Origin of the sequence: Photobacterium lipolyticum (assembly GCF_003026475.1) — a bacterium.
Taxonomy (GTDB): domain Bacteria; phylum Pseudomonadota; class Gammaproteobacteria; order Enterobacterales; family Vibrionaceae; genus Photobacterium; species Photobacterium lipolyticum.
Genome location: NZ_PYMC01000025.1, coordinates 35,455 through 52,382, shown reverse-complemented (window position 1 = coordinate 52,382; position 16,928 = coordinate 35,455). Strand labels below are relative to the sequence as shown.

Genomic DNA, 16,928 nt, shown 5'->3' with positions numbered 1-16,928 from the left:
TCGGACGCGGGATGGAGCAGTTTGGTAGCTCGTCGGGCTCATAACCCGAAGGTCGTTGGTTCAAATCCAGCTCCCGCAACCAACTTACTTGTTAAGTCAAGTATGCGACACTAGCTCAGCTGGTAGAGCGCAACCTTGCCAAGGTTGAGGTCACGAGTTCGAACCTCGTGTGTCGCTCCAGATTAAATAGGTTATTGCTCTTGCAGTGATGATCGGAAGGTGAAAAACTTCCATGTGATGCGACACTAGCTCAGCTGGTAGAGCGCAACCTTGCCAAGGTTGAGGTCACGAGTTCGAACCTCGTGTGTCGCTCCAAATTCTTTTTCTTCGGAAGAGATAAGTCGTCATCGTACTTTGAACGGTGAGTATAAATCGGACGCGGGATGGAGCAGTTTGGTAGCTCGTCGGGCTCATAACCCGAAGGTCGTTGGTTCAAATCCAGCTCCCGCAACCAATTTACTTGTTGAAATACAAGCATGCGATACTGGCTCTGCTAGTGAAGCAAACCTACTACTGTGAAGTAATAGTCTCAATGCAGCATTCCTGGGTTTATCGATTAACGACAATCTAGTGTGTTGCCTCAAAGCACCTTTATAACGTTGGTTTTAAAGGGTCATTTGAAGCAATCAGCTTCGATACATCATCTTAATGTTTACTCAGACAACCTTCCTTAGGGTGGGATTCTTGTCTTATGAAAAAAAGATGCTCTGTAACGGCCTGGTGGCCTGAATACCAATGCTGTGAAGTATTGGCGTCATACTACGACGTAAGCGTTGTTAAGTTCGTTGTAATAGTCAGTCGGTAGCGATATTTCTTCCTGCCAGTGACTGAATGCTTATGATCCGTATCTGCTCTCTTTTATCCAGATCTTGAAACAGCATGAAAGCTTGTGTTTTCAGGCTTTGTAGCCATGTTGTCAATCAAAAACATGCTCTTAGTTCACAGAGTTATCCACATACGGTTCGTTGTGGGTAAGTCAGTTGATTACATGTGCCAGTACGGTGTGAATAACTTTATACTTCATAAAATAATCAGCTAATCTCACTTTATCCACATAACTCCTCGTTAATCTTAAGTTATTGCTTTTAATTTGTTTTATTGACTTATGCAGAGCTTATATACAGCTTGATCAATATGTGGTGTGGCTGGATAAACATCTTAACTCTGTTATCCACCACCTGTGTTTAATGTTTTATGTTGAGGTATGAAATCGAAGCACTGAAAATGTTTTCCACATTCATATAGAATACGGACTTAGCTCTCATTTTGAATGCTTGAACGCTGCCGTATTCAGGAAGATCAGGCGTCGCGAGGAAGGCCTCTTTCAACAATGCGAATAAGCCTTTTTGTTTTAGATGGTAGTACATCAATAACAAGTTCGGCACGTTTTTCTTGTTGTTTTGTCATTGCCCAGCGGATGTGGATGTCTAGTAGTTCATTGAACCCTGAACGTTTAGATAAGGCATCGAGAAGATCCGCATCATAAGGTGCATTGCCGATGGCAATCGCCAGATTGCGTAACCATTGGATATGGCCGATACGTCGAATCGCCGAACCTTCAGTGTATTTAAGGAAAGATTTTTCATCCCATTGGAAAAGTGTCAGCAGATCTTGCTGATATAACGTATCACGGCAGTGGTAATCAGTTTCTTCTGTCAGTTCAGAGAAACGATTGAACGGGCAAACCAGTTGGCAGTCATCACAACCGTAGATACGGTTACCAATTTTTTCTCGAAAATCTTCGGGAATAACCCCGGAAAACTCAATTGTCAGGTATGAAATACAACGCCTGGCGTCAATAACACCTTCTTTGACAATCGCGCCTGTCGGGCAGCTGGTTATGCAAGCGACACATTTACCGCATTGATTCTCTACCGGCGTATCAACGGGGAGCGGCAGGTCGATAAGTAATTCGCCAAGGAAAAACCACGAACCGCTATTATCGTTGAGGTTCAGTGAATGTTTCCCGGTCCAGCCCAGTCCGGCTTTTTCGGCTAACGGGCGTTCCAGGATTGGTGCAGAATCGACAAAAGGGCGATGGCCGAATTGACCCACTTCAGCTTCAATCAGCTGGCCTAAACGTTTTAAGCGGTTGCGAATGAGCTTGTGGTAATCACGGCCCAATGCATAGCGGCTAATGTAGGCTTTCAGCGGTTGCTTAAGGGTTTGGGCAAAACCAGCATCTGGTGGCAGATAATTCATTCTGACACTGATCACCCTTACTGTACCAGGTTGCAGCTCGGCGGGTCGCGCACGCATCATGCCATGGCGAGCCATCCAATCCATATCACCATGATACTCCGCCTCTAACCAGCGCTGTAATTGCGCTTCATGCTGCTTGAGATCGATATCGCAGATCCCAACCTGTTGGAATCCTAGCTCTTTTCCCCATTGTTTAATTTTCTGGGTGAGTGCTGTGTAATCAATGCTCATGGTGTCAATGGGGGCCGTTAAATTATGGGGGGCGAAGTGTACCACATAACCTGAGGGACAATAGTTGCCGTCGTTGTGGGTAAGAAGGAAAAAAGCACCGGAAGGTTTTTTCAATGTGTTATGTTTTGTTTGGGAGTGATCGCTCTCTATTAGCCAGAATAACACAGTAAGGAATCAGTATGGTTATGCCACCGTTGCCAACTTCTTTATATCGGGCAGAGCAGGTTAGAGTGGGGGAAAAGGCTGTCGCACAAGCGATGCAACTGGAAATGTATCAGCTGATGGAAAGGGCCGGTCAGGCCGTATTTTCGGCTCTGATCGGTAAGTACCCTGATGCGGCTTCTGTGCTTGTCTGTTGTGGCGGTGGGAATAATGGGGGCGACGGATATGTGGTGGCACGTCTTGCCAGAGAACATGGCCTGAACGTTCAGTTATGGCATTTGGGGGATGCCTTTCAATTAACCGGTGATGCTGCAACAGCGCGTGATGCCTGGGTAGCTGCCGGTGGTGAAATCGGAGTACCGCATGCCGACGTCCCAGAATCGGTTGAGGTGATCATTGACGCGCTGTTGGGTACCGGGCTTAAGGGCTCAGTACGTTCTGATTGTGCAACCTTGATTGAGGCAATCAATCGAGCAATCAGCCCTGTTATTGCCGTTGATGTACCTTCGGGTTTATGTGCCGATACGGGTACTCATTCAGGCGTGGCTGTACAGGCCGATATTACCGTCACTTTTATTGGGGTTAAACAAGGGTTATGCACCGGCCTGGCGGCTCGTTATTGTGGCGACATTCAGTTTGCAGGCTTAGAGGTGGCTGAAATCTTTCAGCAGATCGCCGAACCTGCCAGTGTCAGAATCGATGAACGTCAGATCTTACGTCACCTGCCGGTACGTGATCGAGCGGCACATAAAGGTGATCATGGCCGGGTATTATGTGTGGGTGGTGACTTAGGTATGGCTGGTGCTATTCGTTTAGCGGCGGAAGCGAGTGCGCGCACGGGGGCTGGGTTAACGGCTGTTATCACACAGCCTGACAATGTCTTGTCAATTGTGACAGCCCGGCCGGAGATAATGGTGCAAGGCTGGCAGGAAAAAGCCCATGAGATCAGTCAGCGGCAGGATTGGGCTGATGTGGTGGTGATCGGTCCGGGACTTGGACAGAGTGACTGGAGTCAGGCGCTGTTCTTTTATCTTCACGGTTGTGAAAAAAAGACGGTTATTGATGCCGATGGATTGAACTTATTATCATTTTCACCAGACTATAAAAATAATCGTATAATTACCCCGCACCCAGGCGAAGCGGCCCGCTTGCTAAAGACGACCGTGAAAGAGGTAGAAGCGGATCGGTTCCGTGCCGTGCGGTCACTGCAGCAAAAATATGGCGGAGTTGCGGTATTGAAAGGGGCGGGAACCCTGATTTATGACGGACAACAGCTTTGGATCTGCTCTGAAGGAAATCCTGGAATGGCAACCGGTGGGATGGGCGATGTGCTGTCTGGCATTATTGGCGCCCTGTTAGGGCAAGGCTTATCCTTACCTGATGCAGCCTGCGCGGGTGTTTGGATTCACAGTAAAGCGGCTGATTTGTGCGCCAGGGATGGAGAGCGTGGTATGCTGGCGGGTGATTTGTTTCCGTATATTCGACAATTAGTAAACCCAAGATAAAGATAATAATGCAAACATTTGAAACCTTACTTGCCGACGAGCAAGCAACAGTAGATTTAGGCCTTCGACTTGCGACAGCCTGTAAGCACCAGACTACAATTTATCTTCATGGTGATCTCGGTGCGGGAAAAACGACGTTTAGCCGTGGTTTTATCCGTGCATTAGGTCATCAGGGGAATGTAAAAAGCCCAACCTACACACTGGTTGAACCATATGAATTGCCACCCTGGCATGTTTATCACTTTGATTTATACCGTTTGGCTGATCCAGAAGAATTAGAATTTATGGGGATCCGTGATTATTTCACTGACGATGCGATTTGTTTGGTGGAATGGCCGGAAAGGGGGGAAGGTTTGCTGCCTGCTCCGGATCTGGTATTAGAAATGCGCTATCACGGTGAACAGCGCAAGGTTACGATTACCGCCAATAATGATTATGGTACGGCGTTGATCAAAAGTTTGGAGTTGTGTTGATCAGAATGTCTTTACGGGCTTTTTTAAATATTCTTGTTTTAGGGGTAGGGTTATTTAGTTCTGTGGTAATTGCCAATGAGCTAAAAGGGGTTCGGGTCTGGCCGGCGCCAGACGAAACCCGAGTCGTCTTAGATCTAAAAGATAAGGTAACTTACAGTTATTTTACGCTTACCAAACCCGATCGTTTAGTTGTGGACTTAAAACAAACGACACTTACGACCCAACTTCCGATTGAGGTAAGTCGCAGTGCCGTATTGACGAAAATCCGCAGTAGCAGTGCGCCTGAAAAAGGCTCTTTTCGGTTGGTGTTTGAAACGCAAGTGAGAACCAGCCCTAAGATATTTACCTTAGCGCCGACACCTGACGGGCATCACAGCCACCGTTTGGTGTTAGATTTACCGCATAGTAACAATACTGGGGGGGGCAAAAAAACGCAGCTTAAAGGGGAAGTAACCACTAACCAACAAGCGCAGTTGCCGTCAGGGCGTGACGATATCATTATCGCAATAGATGCCGGACATGGTGGGGAAGACCCCGGCTCTATCGGGCCTGCTAAAAAGTACGAAAAGAATGTCACGTTGGCAGTAGCGAAAAAAGTGGCGGCAAAAATTGATGCGACACCAGGTCTGAAAGCGGTGATGACCCGGCATAGTGACTACTTTGTAAATCTTAATAAACGTTCTGAAATTGCCCGTCGGAATAAAGCACATCTGCTTGTTTCTATTCATGCGGATGGTTTCCATAAACCGCAGCCGCGAGGGGCGTCAGTCTGGGTGCTGAATACCCGCCGCGCCAATAGCGAAATTGGTCGCTGGCTGGAGCAACACGAAAAGCAATCTGAATTGTTGGGCGGCGGAGATGTCTTGTCTGGTGACAACGACGATCAATACCTCAGTATGGCAGTGTTAGATCTGCAATTCAGCCATTCCCAGAAAGAAGGCTATGAAGTGGCCTCGAAAGTGCTGAAAGAGATCAGCAAAGTCACCACGCTGCACAAAAGCAAACCCGAACATGCCAGCTTAGCCGTTTTAAAATCACCGGATATTCCGTCATTACTGGTGGAAACCGGGTTTATCACTAACCCTAAAGAAGAGCAGTTGCTGAATTCACGGTCCCATCAAAACAAGTTAGCCGATGCGATCTATAAAGGCGTCCTGGCCTATTTTGACGGTAACCCGCCGGAAGGAACGCTATTTGCCGCCAGAAAAAATGGCATTAAGCACAAAGTCACATCTGGCCAGTCGCTGAGTATCATTGCCAAGAAATACGGTACTTCGATATCAGCCATTAAATCAGCCAACAATTTAACATCGAGTTCGCTGAAAATTGGTCAGGTTCTGGTTGTTCCTGGCTCTGCGCCTGTTGCTGTTACGAATCGGGCGGTTACAAACAAGGCTGCAGCAAACAAGATCATATCGACGTCAAAACCTAAAGCATCAGCCTCAAATGCAACCGTTACTCAAACCGTTGTGCATAAGGTACAGCGCAGTGAGTTTCTGGGTAAAATTGCCGCACGCTATGGTGTGACGATTGATAGTATCCGAAAAGTGAATAAGTTACGTTCAGATAATCTGGCCGTCGGGCAAAAGCTGAAAATAGAGATGAAAGTGCCGGCACCCAAGAAACATACCGTTAAGCGTGGTGAGTTTCTTGGTAAGATCGCCGCGCATTATGGGGTGAGTGTTGATAGCATCCGCACTACGAATAAGCTAAGCTCAGATAAACTGGCCGTTGGCCAGACTTTAACCATACCCAGAAGTTAATTATGCCGATTCAGATTTTACCCGCTCGGCTGGCTAACCAGATTGCTGCCGGTGAAGTAGTTGAACGCCCTGCCTCTGTTGTCAAAGAGCTGGTCGAAAATAGCCTTGATGCCGGAGCTACCCGAATTGATATTGATATCGATAAAGGGGGCAGCCGCACGATCCGTATTCGTGATAACGGCAAAGGCATCGTAAAAGAAGAGCTTGGTCTGGCGCTTAGCCGTCATGCCACGTCTAAAATCTCTTCGTTGGATGATTTAGAAGCGATTGTCAGTCTGGGATTTCGCGGCGAAGCGCTGGCAAGTGTCAGTTCAGTCTCCCGTCTGACCCTGACATCGCGTACTGAAGGGCAGGAGGAAGCTTGGTCTGCTTATGCTGAAGGGCGGGATATGGACGTGCAGCTTAAGCCTGCAGCACACCCTGTCGGTACGACGGTTGAAGTGCTCGATTTATTCTTTAATACCCCGGCTCGCCGTAAATTCCTTCGTACTGAAAAAACGGAATTTAGCCACATTGATGAACTGCTAAAGCGAATTGCACTTAGCCGGTTCGATGTCTCAATTACCCTGCGTCATAACAGCAAAATCATTCGCCAGTATCGCAGCTCACAAACTCAGATCCAGAAAGAGCGGCGTCTTGCGTCAGCTTGTGGGCAGGGCTTTTTGCAACATGCATTGGCGGTTGAGCTTGAACATGGTGATTTGAAATTGTCGGGCTGGATTTGTAGCCCACAAGGTGCTCGGGCGCAAAATGACATTCAATATTGTTATGTCAACGGCCGTATGATGAAAGATAAACTGATCAATCATGCGATCCGTCAGGCTTATGAGTCCAGTCTTGCCGCCGCCCAATATGCGGCTTATGTCCTGTTTATTGAAGTCGACCCGCATCAGGTCGATGTGAATGTACATCCGGCTAAACATGAGGTGCGTTTTCATCAGGCACGTCTGGTTCACGATTTCATTTATCAGGGCATTCAGAGTGCATTGCAGCAAAGCGCCATTGAAGACGAACAGATGTATAGCGCCCCGCAGCGAGCCAGTGCGATAGCTGCTCCTTATGCAGGTTCGGCAACAACATCAGCAGAAAGCACGGAACATTATGTTGCAGAACCGCTACCTGTGATGAATGCGATAGCACGTACGCCTGATTATCCAAACAAAGCACAGCCTGCGGAGTGGCTACACGCACAAACACAGCGTGCCGATGAAGAAATACCAGCACCTAGCCATGATTGTGAGAGGCAGGGTTATGACCATGCTTGCCAAGAGAATGAATCGCATGGTCGTGATGATTATCGTCAAGCGGGTCCAAGCGGAGCAAGTACTCACAATCTGAAGAGCGGCAGAGATACCGGTTACACGCCAAGTGATTCAAGTCGCCATTCCTCATCCGATGGGGCGAATCGCGCTCAGCGGCAGTTCGGTAGTGAAAGTCCATCCAGACAGGAAGTCGCCGCTTATCAGCGTTTAATGCAAACGCCGTCAGAATCTTCTCGTTCAACGGATGGTTCCGTCGTGAATCCGTCTTATCGGTATGATGATTCTAGCAATGCCATTAAGACAGATAGCAACCATGCCGTACCATCTTGGCGAGACAACAAGTCGGTTCAACCAACACGACAAAATGCGATTGATACCAAGCCTGGTGTTGGATTAGGTAAAGCACTTTGTTTGGTTAGCGAGCGCTTTTTGTTACTGAGCCGAAATGACGGTATTTATGTGTTGTCACTCGATTATGCTCAGGGTTTACGCCACAAAGGGCAATTACGTCTGGCAGCCACTGAAGGCTTAAAGCCGCAGCCATTACTGATCCCGCATTCCGTTCCGGTAGATCCTGAATTGATAGCGTGTGCTGAGGTGCATGCTCAGCTATTAAAGCAGCTTGGGATCAATTTAAAGGCCAAAGGGAAGGCTGGATTGATCATTTTGTCGGTTTGTATGCCGTTAAGGCAGCAAAACTTACAACAGCTTATCCCAAATTTGTTAACCTATCTGGCATCAGTCGCCGATGATCCTGAAGCTCAGGGCTGGAGCAAGTTACTGGATTGGCTGTCATCGCAATGTACGGTGCCAGCGGATGCCTTTAGTTTGTCTCAGGCGATCCAATTAGTGACAGAAGTCGAGCAACTATGGGCCGGCGATCTTGAACAATATCATCAATATTTGTTGCGCCCCGTAGATGTTTGTGCAGCAATAGAAGCATTTGAATATGAGTAAGCCATTACCTCAGGCCATTTTTTTAATGGGGCCAACAGCATCGGGAAAAACAGATCTTGCTATCCGTTTGCGTGAACAGTTACCTGTAGAGTTGATTAGTGTCGATTCCGCCCTTATTTATAAAGGGATGGATATCGGTACGGCAAAACCAGATGCTCGGGAACTAGCATTAGCTCCCCATCGTCTTATTGATATTCGTGATCCAGCGCAAAGTTATTCGGCTGCAGACTTTCGTGCTGATGCACTGAAAGAAATGGCTGATATAGTTGCAGCTGGGCGCATCCCCCTGTTAGTTGGTGGTACTATGCTGTACTACAAAGCTTTACTTGAAGGTTTGTCGCCATTACCAGCCGCGGATCCTGAAATCCGTGCTGAGATAGAGCAAGAAGCACAAGAGAAAGGTTGGCAAGTTTTACATGAGGAATTAGTGCGGATCGATCCTGTTTCCGGGGCTCGTATCCATCCTAATGATCCACAGCGTTTATCTCGAGCGTTGGAAGTTTTTCGTATTTCGGGTAAAACTTTAACCGAGTTGACGAAAATTCAGGGTGAATCATTGCCGTATAAGGTCCACCAATTTGCAATAGCGCCCAAGGATAGGGCTGTTCTACATCAAAGAATTGAGCAACGTTTCGAGAAAATGATCGATGCCGGTTTTGAACAGGAAGTGCGTACTTTATACGAACGGGGTGATTTACATCCCGATCTTCCATCAATCCGTTGTGTCGGTTATCGACAGATGTGGGACTACTTGGACGGGAAGTGTGATTTAGATGAAGCGGTCTTCCGTGGTATCTGTGCAACCCGTCAATTGGCGAAGCGTCAAATTACCTGGTTACGTAGCTGGAAAGATTTGACGTGGTTAGATAGCAGTAACGGAGATACAGCGTTACAAACAGTCACAAACTCAGTTAGTTGTGATGTTTGAATAAAGTGTATACTCTGAACTGTTTTGCGTATTTTTAGTTTTTGTTCGTTGCTAAATACAACTACAAACAAATAAGGAAAAGAAATAATGGCTAAGGGGCAATCTCTGCAAGACCCGTTTTTGAATGCGCTGCGTCGTGAAAGAATTCCGGTCTCTATTTACCTGGTGAACGGCATTAAACTTCAAGGTCAGATTGAATCCTTTGATCAGTTCGTGATCTTACTTAAAAACACCGTCAACCAGATGGTTTATAAGCATGCTATTTCTACAGTTGTTCCTGCTCGCCCGGTGAATCATCATCATGCGAGTGATCGTCCGGCTGGAACTGAGCGTACCCAAGAACAAACCGAAGAATAAAATTCTTCAATAAGGAGTTGATTGCTTGTTTGACCGTTATGAAGCCGGAGAGCAGGCGATTCTTGTTCATATCAATTTCACGCAAGAAGGGGAATGGGAAGATCTCAGCGAATGTGAAATGCTGGTCTCCTCAGCGGGAGTCAATACGCTACGTGTCGTGACAGGTAGCCGTAAGACTCCCCACCCTAAGTATTACGTGGGTGAAGGTAAAGCACAGGAAATTGCCGATGCGGTTCGGGCCGAAGGGGCCGAGATCGTAATATTTAACCACTCCCTCTCTCCAGCGCAAGAGCGTAACCTGGAGCATTTGTGCAAGTGTCGGGTAGTAGACCGAACAGGATTAATTCTCGATATCTTTGCTCAGCGTGCGCGCACCCACGAAGGGAAGCTACAGGTTGAGTTAGCTCAGTTACGTCATCTTTCCACTCGATTGATCCGTGGCTGGACTCACCTTGAACGTCAAAAAGGTGGTATCGGCCTGCGTGGGCCGGGTGAAACTCAGCTAGAAACGGATCGGCGTTTATTGCGTGATCGCATAAAAAGCATTTTGCGAAGGTTAGAGAAAGTTTCGAAACAGCGGGATCAGGGACGCCGGGCGAGAAATCGCGCAGATATCCCTACAATTTCACTGGTCGGTTATACCAATGCCGGCAAGTCGACTCTGTTTAACCGTATTACCAATGCTGGAGTGTATGCCGCTGATCAGTTGTTTGCGACCTTGGATCCTACATTGCGTAAGATTGAGGTGGCCGATGTGGGAACATCTATTCTGGCCGATACGGTCGGATTTATTCGTCATCTGCCTCATGATCTGGTCGCGGCATTTAAAGCAACACTGAAAGAAACCCAGGAAGCGAGCTTATTGCTTCATGTGGTCGATGCCAGTGATGAGCGCTACCGTGAAAATATCGATGCGGTTGATACGGTGCTGGAAGAGATCGAGGCCAATGAGGTACCGACTCTGATTGTGATGAATAAAATCGACAATCTGGACGGGTGTGAGCCTCGAATCGAACGTGACGATGAGGGGATGCCGGTACGAGTTTGGGTATCGGCAATCGAAGGATTAGGCATTGACCTGCTGTTCGAAGCCTTAACTGAACGTTTGTCTGGCACCATGGTTAAGCATACTTTGCGTTTACCGCCGCAATTGATCGGCCGGTATCGCAGTAAGTTTTATCAGCTTGGCTGTATTTTGTGTGAAGAATATGAATCAGATGGCAGTTTGGTTATTGATATTCGGTTACCGTTGGCAGACTGGTCACGGTTACAAAAAAGAGAAAGTACTTCGTTAGGTGACTTTATCGTGGCTTAATGGACTGCTAGAGTAATAAAAACTGTCGTCATATCATGTTGATGGAGTTCTATAATGGCGTGGAATGAGCCTGGAAACAACGGCGGCCGTGATAAAGACCCTTGGGGTAATAATAATCGCGGTGGACGTGAACAAGGGCCGCCAGATCTCGATGAGGTTTTTTCAAAGCTGAGTCGTAAATTTGGTGGTATTTTTGGGAATAAAAAAGGCCCGTCAACTGGTGGCAGTGCTGTCGGTTTAGGGGTGATTGCAGTGCTGGCTGCTGCAGTTTGGGGTTTTTCTGGTTTCTATACAATCGGCGAAGCTGAACGAGGCGTGGTATTACGGTTCGGTAAGTTTTACGAGATGGTAGATCCGGGTCTGAACTGGAAACCGACTTTTATCGATGAGGTTGAACCTGTAAACGTTCAGGCGATTCGTTCACTACGTAGCTCTGGTCTAATGCTGACCAAAGATGAAAACGTATTGAAAGTTGAGATGGATGTTCAGTACCGTGTTTCTGATGCAAAAAACTATCTGTTTAGCGTAACGAATGCAGATGACAGTTTGCGTCAGGCAACGGATTCTGCCCTGCGTGCGGTTATTGGTGATTCGAAGATGGATGAAGCCTTAACCACAGGTCGTCAGACGATTCGTGCCAATACCCAGCAAGCGATCGACAAGATCATCCAGAATTACGATATGGGTATCTTGGTCGTCGACGTCAACTTCCAGTCGGCGCGTCCGCCAGAGGCAGTTAAAGATGCCTTTGATGACGCCATTGCTGCGCGAGAAGATGAAGAGCGTTTTGTTCGTGAATCAGAAGCTTACAGCAATGATATTTTGCCTAAGGCAACCGGTCGCGCAGAGCGTTTGAAGAAAGAAGCTCAAGGTTATTCAGAGAAAACCGTCAACGGTGCATTGGGTGAAGTCTCTCAGTTTGAGAAGTTGCTTCCTCAGTATCTTGCTGCACAAGAAGTCACGCGTAACCGTCTGTACCTTGAAACGATGGAACGTGTTTACAGCAACACCAGCAAGGTGATGGTTGATTCTAAATCAAGTGGCAATCTGCTTTATTTACCGCTTGATAAGCTGATTAATCAATCAACGCAGGCAAAACCGAAAACGGGTACATCAAGCAGCTCTTATGGTATTGAACTTGAAAAAGCTGAAACCCAAAATCCTGTATCGGCGCCAGCGCGTACTGATACCGGTCGTCAAGGGAGATATTAATCATGCGTAAATTAATGATCCCAGTGGTTGTCATCTTTATCGCTTTGCTGCTGATGTCAGTCTTTGTGGTGCGTGAAGGTGAGCGCGGTATTGTGGTGCGTTTCGGTCGTATTCTGAAAGATGCCAATACTGAAGTTGTCCATATCTATCAGCCGGGCTTGCACTTTAAAGTACCGTTGTTTGACCGTGTAAGAACGCTGGATGCACGTATCCAGACTATGGATGATCAGGCAGACCGTTTTGTAACGGCAGAGAAAAAAGATGTAATCATCGATACTTACGTTAAGTGGCGTATTGCTGATTATGGTCAGTACTACCTAACGACGGGTGGTGGTGATAAGTCGACTGCTGAAGCGCTTCTAAAACGTAAAGTTGTTGATAATCTTCGTGCTGAAATTGGTTCGAAAGAAATCAAGCAAATCGTTTCAGGCCCAGAGCGTAAAGCTGCGGAGGTTATAGAAGACCCGGCAGAAACGGTTGTGAATGAGATTGTTGCTGAAGTTGCACCTCGTAAAGAAGTGGAAGGTCAGCGAGATCAAATCATGGCTGATGTACTTGCTGAAATTAAAGTCAGTGCAATGAAAGATTTGGGTGTTGAAGTTGTTGATTTTCGGATGAAGAAAATCAATCTTCCGGACGAAATTAGTGAGTCTATCTACCGCCGTATGCGTGCCGAGCGTGAATCGGTTGCTCGTAAGCACCGCTCGCAAGGTCGAGAGAAAGCCGAAGTTATTCGCGCCCAGTCTGAACTGGAAGTGGCGAAAATTCTGGCTGAAGCCGATCGTGAAGCGCGTGTTGTTCGCGGTACTGCAGATGCGCAAGTCGCTAAAATTTACGCTGATGCGTTCAACCAGAATCCGGAGTTCTATAGCTTCCTACGTTCATTAAAAGCGTATGAAAATAGCTTTAACTCGAAAAACGATATTCTCGTTGTCGACCCTAGCAGTGACTTCTTCAAGTACATGAAAGAAGCCAGTGGCGTAAAATAAGCCCGCTAAATTGAAAATCGAAAGACAAGGCCAGAAGGCCTTGTCTTTTTTTTTGTCGGTGGGAAATAATGAATGAATTTGGTATACGGGAATAAGTATGAATAAAGCAGTTTGGATGGCTATCGGCCTTGTGCTGGTGGTTGAAGGGTTGGGCCCGTTATTGGCACCTCGGGGCTGGCGTGAAATGGTGAGTCAGCTAAGTCAGCAGAATGACAACGCTTTGCGTCGAATCGGCGGATGTCTGGTGGTGGCAGGCAGCATTATTGCCTACATGATGTACAATAGTATGTAAATCGCGCTAGTTGAGTATCGTGACACTCTTCTTGCAGAATAATTTCGTATGGTCAAAAAATGACTGCAAGCGGTTCTGTAAGGTGCTAGAATCCTTTTTTAACTACTGATAGACGAAGAAAGATGGCAAATAATGTAGTCGTTCTTGGCACCCAATGGGGTGACGAAGGCAAGGGTAAGATCGTTGATCTGCTGACCGAAGATGCAAAATACGTAGTGCGCTACCAGGGTGGCCACAATGCAGGTCACACTCTTGTCATTGACGGTGAAAAAACTGTCCTTCACCTGATCCCATCAGGTATCCTGCGTGACAACGTTAAATGCATCATCGGTAACGGTGTTGTACTTTCTCCAGATGCACTGATGAAAGAAATGGGCCCGCTAGAAGAGCGTGGTATCCCTGTTCGTGAACGTCTGTTCCTGTCAGAAGCTTGTCCGCTAATTCTTCCGTATCATATCGCTCTTGACCAAGCGCGTGAAATCGCTCGTGGTAAAAAAGCCATTGGTACGACGGGTCGTGGTATCGGTCCTGCCTACGAAGATAAAGTTGCTCGTCGCGGTCTGCGTGTTGGCGATCTATTCGATAAAGCAACATTTGCTGAGAAGCTGAAAGAAGTTATGGCTTACCATAACTTCCAGCTTGAGCATTACTACAATGCTGAACCAGTAAGCTATGAAGAAGTTCTGGAAAACATCATGGCTCAGTCTGATGTTCTGACTTCTATGGTTATCGATGTAACTCAAGAACTTGATGACGCGCGTAAGCGTGGCGATAAGATCATGTTCGAAGGTGCGCAAGGTACGCTGCTGGATATCGACCACGGTACATATCCGTATGTAACGTCTTCAAATACAACAGCTGGCGGTGTTGCTTCGGGTTCTGGCTTTGGTCCTCGTCATCTGGGTTATATCCTGGGTATCGCGAAAGCCTACTGTACTCGCGTTGGTGCGGGTCCATTCCCGACTGAACTTGATGATGCTGTCGGTGAACACCTTGGCGTTAAAGGTAACGAGTTTGGTGCAACGACTGGCCGTAAGCGCCGTTGTGGCTGGTTCGATGCGGTTGCTATGCGCCGTGCGGTACAGATCAACTCAATCTCTGGTTTCTGCCTGACTAAGCTAGACGTTATGGATGGCTTAGAAGAGATTAAAATCTGTACTGGCTATAAAATGGCTGACGGCACAGTACTTGAAGTATCACCAATGGCGGCTGATGCTTACGAGAACATTGAGCTGATTTACGAAACAATGCCTGGTTGGTCTGAGAACACATTTGGTGCTAAGTCACTGGATGCGCTTCCACAAACGGCATTAGACTATATTGCTCGTATCGAAGAGCTTACGGGTGTGCCAATCGACATCGTTTCGACGGGTCCTGACCGTAAAGAAACTATCATTAAGGTTCACCCATACGGTGAATAATTGCCCCTGTATGGTGAGTCATTGCCCTCTACAGTGAGTTATTGATAGAAAAAAAGCCAACCGTTCGGTTGGCTTTTTTATTGCTGCTGTTTGTGTGTTTCTTATCTAATTGCTTTTTAAGTTATTAAATGTGACCGGCTTCAAACCGAGGCAAAAATATGGTGTCAAATTCCCTTTCTCGTGATGGATCTCTGCGGCAAATAATTGCCGTTTTTTCTTAAATCCCCTAAAGTCTGGAACGTCTTAGCCGATATGCTATCTACGGTTTAATAGAGATTAGTTGATGGATCTGCGTACCTTACTGCTTTCGACATTGCTGGTTGTAACTCCTGCCTATGCTTTGGAAAGTGTAGGTGAGGCCGTTCCGGTATATTCCGATTCAGAGCTGATCAAGCTATTTGAAACCAATACCCACTTGCAACAAGTGAAAGCTGATGATTGTCAGTTAGTTCAGGATATTGAAGCGCGTGCACGGCGAGTAGAGTCACCCTCTTATCAATTCCTCTATGGTGACATGCTGGCATGGGGGGTCTGTGTTGAGCGTGATGTCGAGCTTGGCGTTTATTACATGCAATCGGCAGCTCATCAGGGCTCGCCTGCTGCGTTAGAGCAGCTTGGCCGCTATTACGCCAAAGGTACGCTGGTACAGCAAGATCAGGAACGTGCGGTTCCCTACTTGCGTGAAGCGGCATCGATGGGAAATGTCGATGCACGAATTCAGTTAGCGGAACTGCTACTGAGCAACTACGGTAGCCCGCTTGATTTTGAAGACGCCTATCGCTGGTTATACAACACCGTGACAGCCAGTAAAAATACCCATAGTAAAATTACTCGCTTAAGAGTAGGGCTTGAACGGCGGATGCCAGCCAATGTGATAGCGCGCGCGAAGCGCCGGGATACATTCTGGTAGAGAGGGCTTCGTCTGCTTTTTTTCCGCAAAACAGCTCAGCGTGTTTGTTATGCTTCTAAATTGCCCAAATTCTTTTCTTTGATTGATAATCGCTGTTTCGACTCACAACATCTGGCACGCACTTACCGTGAAGATGATTTTCTTTCATACCCGGTTCAATGATATTAATCGGGAGCCAAAATGAAAATACCTTTTAGTTCAGATGGCTAGGTTAAAATGCGCACATATGCGAGCGCTGTCAGTGGAGGAGCGGTAAGAGTTGCCCTTGGTGATAATATTAATTGTTGGTTGACGGTTTATGGCTCCCTTTTGTAAGTTATATGTGCAATGCAACTTATAACCTTTATCTGATCTATATCTTTTAGTCAATAACAAGATTAAAATAGCGGCAGGAGGAGTTATTGTGCAGTTAACTAGTTTTACCGATTATGGCCTGCGTGCCTTGATATACCTTGCCACCTTACCTGAAGGCGAATTAGCCAGCATCAGTAAAGTCACTGATGTGTATAGTGTGTCGCGTAACCATATGGTTAAGATCATCAATAAATTAGGTCAGCTGGGTTACGTTGAAACGGTACGGGGTAAAAACGGTGGTATTCGTTTAGGTATGCCTGCCGATAAAATAATTTTAGGCGATGTTGTGCGAGCGATAGAGCCGCTTCAGATTATTGATTGTAGCGAAAGCTTTTGTCATATTACGCCAGCTTGTCGTTTGAAAGGTATTTTAAGCGCGGCAAGAAGTGCGTTCTTAGCTGAGTTAGACCAGCATACATTAACGAGCTTGATTGACGATAATCAGCCATTACGTGTGTTGCTTGACAGTCCGGTAACGGAATAGTCCGCAAAGCCAATAACCTCCAACCTAATTAGCGGAGTCGAGGACGTGATTCTCTGCTCCCATCTATTCACCAATGGCCGGAATCTACTTAGTTGATATAATTAAGGTATG

At 46.9% G+C, this 16,928-nt stretch carries 14 protein-coding genes and 4 tRNA genes; 17 read left to right on the top strand and 1 reads right to left on the bottom strand.

Going from position 1 to position 16,928, the window contains the following annotated elements:
- Positions 1-5 precede the first annotated feature (5 nt).
- The 4 genes from C9I89_RS21220 to C9I89_RS21205 all read left to right on the top strand — a co-directional run bounded on the left by C9I89_RS21220 (position 6) and on the right by C9I89_RS21205 (position 454).
- Positions 6-82: transfer RNA gene (locus C9I89_RS21220), tRNA-Met, on the top strand.
- A gap of 22 nt (positions 83-104) precedes the next feature.
- Positions 105-180, top strand: a tRNA-Gly gene (locus C9I89_RS21215).
- Positions 181-239: 59 nt separating this feature from the next.
- Positions 240-315, top strand: a tRNA-Gly gene (locus C9I89_RS21210).
- A gap of 62 nt (positions 316-377) precedes the next feature.
- Positions 378-454, top strand: a tRNA-Met gene (locus tag C9I89_RS21205).
- A gap of 845 nt (positions 455-1,299) precedes the next feature.
- On the opposite strand, the gene queG is transcribed toward C9I89_RS21205, so the two are convergent.
- A complete protein-coding gene (gene queG, locus C9I89_RS21200; RefSeq protein WP_107285321.1) occupies positions 1,300-2,433 on the bottom strand; it encodes a tRNA epoxyqueuosine(34) reductase QueG in 1,134 nt (377 codons plus the stop codon).
- Positions 2,434-2,612: 179 nt separating this feature from the next.
- On the opposite strand from queG, the gene C9I89_RS21195 reads away from it, so the two are divergent.
- From C9I89_RS21195 to nsrR, 13 genes are all read left to right on the top strand, one after another.
- Positions 2,613-4,100, top strand: coding sequence for an NAD(P)H-hydrate dehydratase (locus C9I89_RS21195; RefSeq protein ID WP_107285320.1), 1,488 nt, complete (start codon positions 2,613-2,615; stop codon positions 4,098-4,100).
- An 8-nt stretch (positions 4,101-4,108) separates the two neighbouring features.
- Positions 4,109-4,573, top strand: a complete 465-nt coding sequence (gene tsaE, locus C9I89_RS21190; RefSeq protein WP_107285319.1) for a tRNA (adenosine(37)-N6)-threonylcarbamoyltransferase complex ATPase subunit type 1 TsaE — start codon at positions 4,109-4,111, stop codon at positions 4,571-4,573.
- Between the two features lie 5 nt (positions 4,574-4,578).
- The gene (locus C9I89_RS21185; RefSeq protein ID WP_107285318.1) at positions 4,579-6,336 is read left to right on the top strand and encodes an N-acetylmuramoyl-L-alanine amidase; all 1,758 of its coding nucleotides are present in this window, start codon (positions 4,579-4,581) and stop codon (positions 6,334-6,336) included.
- A 2-nt stretch (positions 6,337-6,338) separates the two neighbouring features.
- On the top strand, positions 6,339-8,555 hold the full coding sequence (mutL, locus tag C9I89_RS21180; RefSeq protein WP_107285317.1) for a DNA mismatch repair endonuclease MutL: 2,217 nt from the start codon (positions 6,339-6,341) through the stop codon (positions 8,553-8,555).
- Positions 8,548-9,483, top strand: a complete 936-nt coding sequence (miaA, locus tag C9I89_RS21175; RefSeq protein WP_107285316.1) for a tRNA (adenosine(37)-N6)-dimethylallyltransferase MiaA — start codon at positions 8,548-8,550, stop codon at positions 9,481-9,483. The genes mutL and miaA overlap by 8 nt, the downstream gene beginning before the upstream one ends.
- Positions 9,484-9,570: 87 nt before the next feature.
- A complete protein-coding gene (gene hfq / locus C9I89_RS21170; RefSeq protein ID WP_107285315.1) occupies positions 9,571-9,840 on the top strand; it encodes an RNA chaperone Hfq in 270 nt (89 codons plus the stop codon).
- 25 nt (positions 9,841-9,865) lie between these two features.
- Complete coding sequence (gene hflX / locus C9I89_RS21165) at positions 9,866-11,155, top strand: ribosome rescue GTPase HflX (RefSeq protein ID WP_107285314.1); 1,290 nt, start codon at positions 9,866-9,868, stop codon at positions 11,153-11,155.
- Between the two features lie 54 nt (positions 11,156-11,209).
- Positions 11,210-12,367 (top strand): FtsH protease activity modulator HflK, encoded by a 1,158-nt coding sequence (gene hflK, locus C9I89_RS21160; protein ID WP_107285313.1) that lies wholly within the window; start codon positions 11,210-11,212, stop codon positions 12,365-12,367.
- 2 nt (positions 12,368-12,369) lie between these two features.
- Positions 12,370-13,356, top strand: coding sequence for a protease modulator HflC (gene hflC / locus C9I89_RS21155; RefSeq protein WP_107285312.1), 987 nt, complete (start codon positions 12,370-12,372; stop codon positions 13,354-13,356).
- 97 nt (positions 13,357-13,453) lie between these two features.
- Entirely contained in the window at positions 13,454-13,648 is a 195-nt protein-coding gene (locus C9I89_RS21150) for a DUF2065 domain-containing protein (RefSeq protein ID WP_107285311.1), read from the top strand.
- A gap of 122 nt (positions 13,649-13,770) precedes the next feature.
- A complete protein-coding gene (locus C9I89_RS21145) occupies positions 13,771-15,069 on the top strand; it encodes an adenylosuccinate synthase (protein WP_107285310.1) in 1,299 nt (432 codons plus the stop codon).
- A gap of 283 nt (positions 15,070-15,352) precedes the next feature.
- Entirely contained in the window at positions 15,353-15,979 is a 627-nt protein-coding gene (gene motX / locus C9I89_RS21140; protein WP_107285309.1) for a flagellar protein MotX, read from the top strand.
- Between the two features lie 403 nt (positions 15,980-16,382).
- Complete coding sequence (gene nsrR, locus C9I89_RS21135) at positions 16,383-16,817, top strand: nitric oxide-sensing transcriptional repressor NsrR (RefSeq protein ID WP_107285308.1); 435 nt, start codon at positions 16,383-16,385, stop codon at positions 16,815-16,817.
- Positions 16,818-16,928: the final 111 nt, after the last annotated feature.

What these genes read in the sequence shown, in the direction of transcription:
- miaA (WP_107285316.1), top strand. Translation starts at nt 8,548, where the DNA reads ATGAGTAAGCCATTACCTCAGGCCATTTTTTTAATGGGGCCAACAGCA.
- queG (WP_107285321.1), bottom strand. Translation starts at nt 2,433, where the DNA reads ATGAGCATTGATTACACAGCACTCACCCAGAAAATTAAACAATGGGGA.
- hflK (WP_107285313.1), top strand. Translation starts at nt 11,210, where the DNA reads ATGGCGTGGAATGAGCCTGGAAACAACGGCGGCCGTGATAAAGACCCT.
- C9I89_RS21195 (WP_107285320.1), top strand. Translation starts at nt 2,613, where the DNA reads ATGGTTATGCCACCGTTGCCAACTTCTTTATATCGGGCAGAGCAGGTT.
- hflC (WP_107285312.1), top strand. Translation starts at nt 12,370, where the DNA reads ATGCGTAAATTAATGATCCCAGTGGTTGTCATCTTTATCGCTTTGCTG.
- tsaE (WP_107285319.1), top strand. Translation starts at nt 4,109, where the DNA reads ATGCAAACATTTGAAACCTTACTTGCCGACGAGCAAGCAACAGTAGAT.
- motX (WP_107285309.1), top strand. Translation starts at nt 15,353, where the DNA reads ATGGATCTGCGTACCTTACTGCTTTCGACATTGCTGGTTGTAACTCCT.
- mutL (WP_107285317.1), top strand. Translation starts at nt 6,339, where the DNA reads ATGCCGATTCAGATTTTACCCGCTCGGCTGGCTAACCAGATTGCTGCC.
- C9I89_RS21185 (WP_107285318.1), top strand. Translation starts at nt 4,579, where the DNA reads ATGTCTTTACGGGCTTTTTTAAATATTCTTGTTTTAGGGGTAGGGTTA.
- C9I89_RS21145 (WP_107285310.1), top strand. Translation starts at nt 13,771, where the DNA reads ATGGCAAATAATGTAGTCGTTCTTGGCACCCAATGGGGTGACGAAGGC.
- hfq (WP_107285315.1), top strand. Translation starts at nt 9,571, where the DNA reads ATGGCTAAGGGGCAATCTCTGCAAGACCCGTTTTTGAATGCGCTGCGT.
- C9I89_RS21150 (WP_107285311.1), top strand. Translation starts at nt 13,454, where the DNA reads ATGAATAAAGCAGTTTGGATGGCTATCGGCCTTGTGCTGGTGGTTGAA.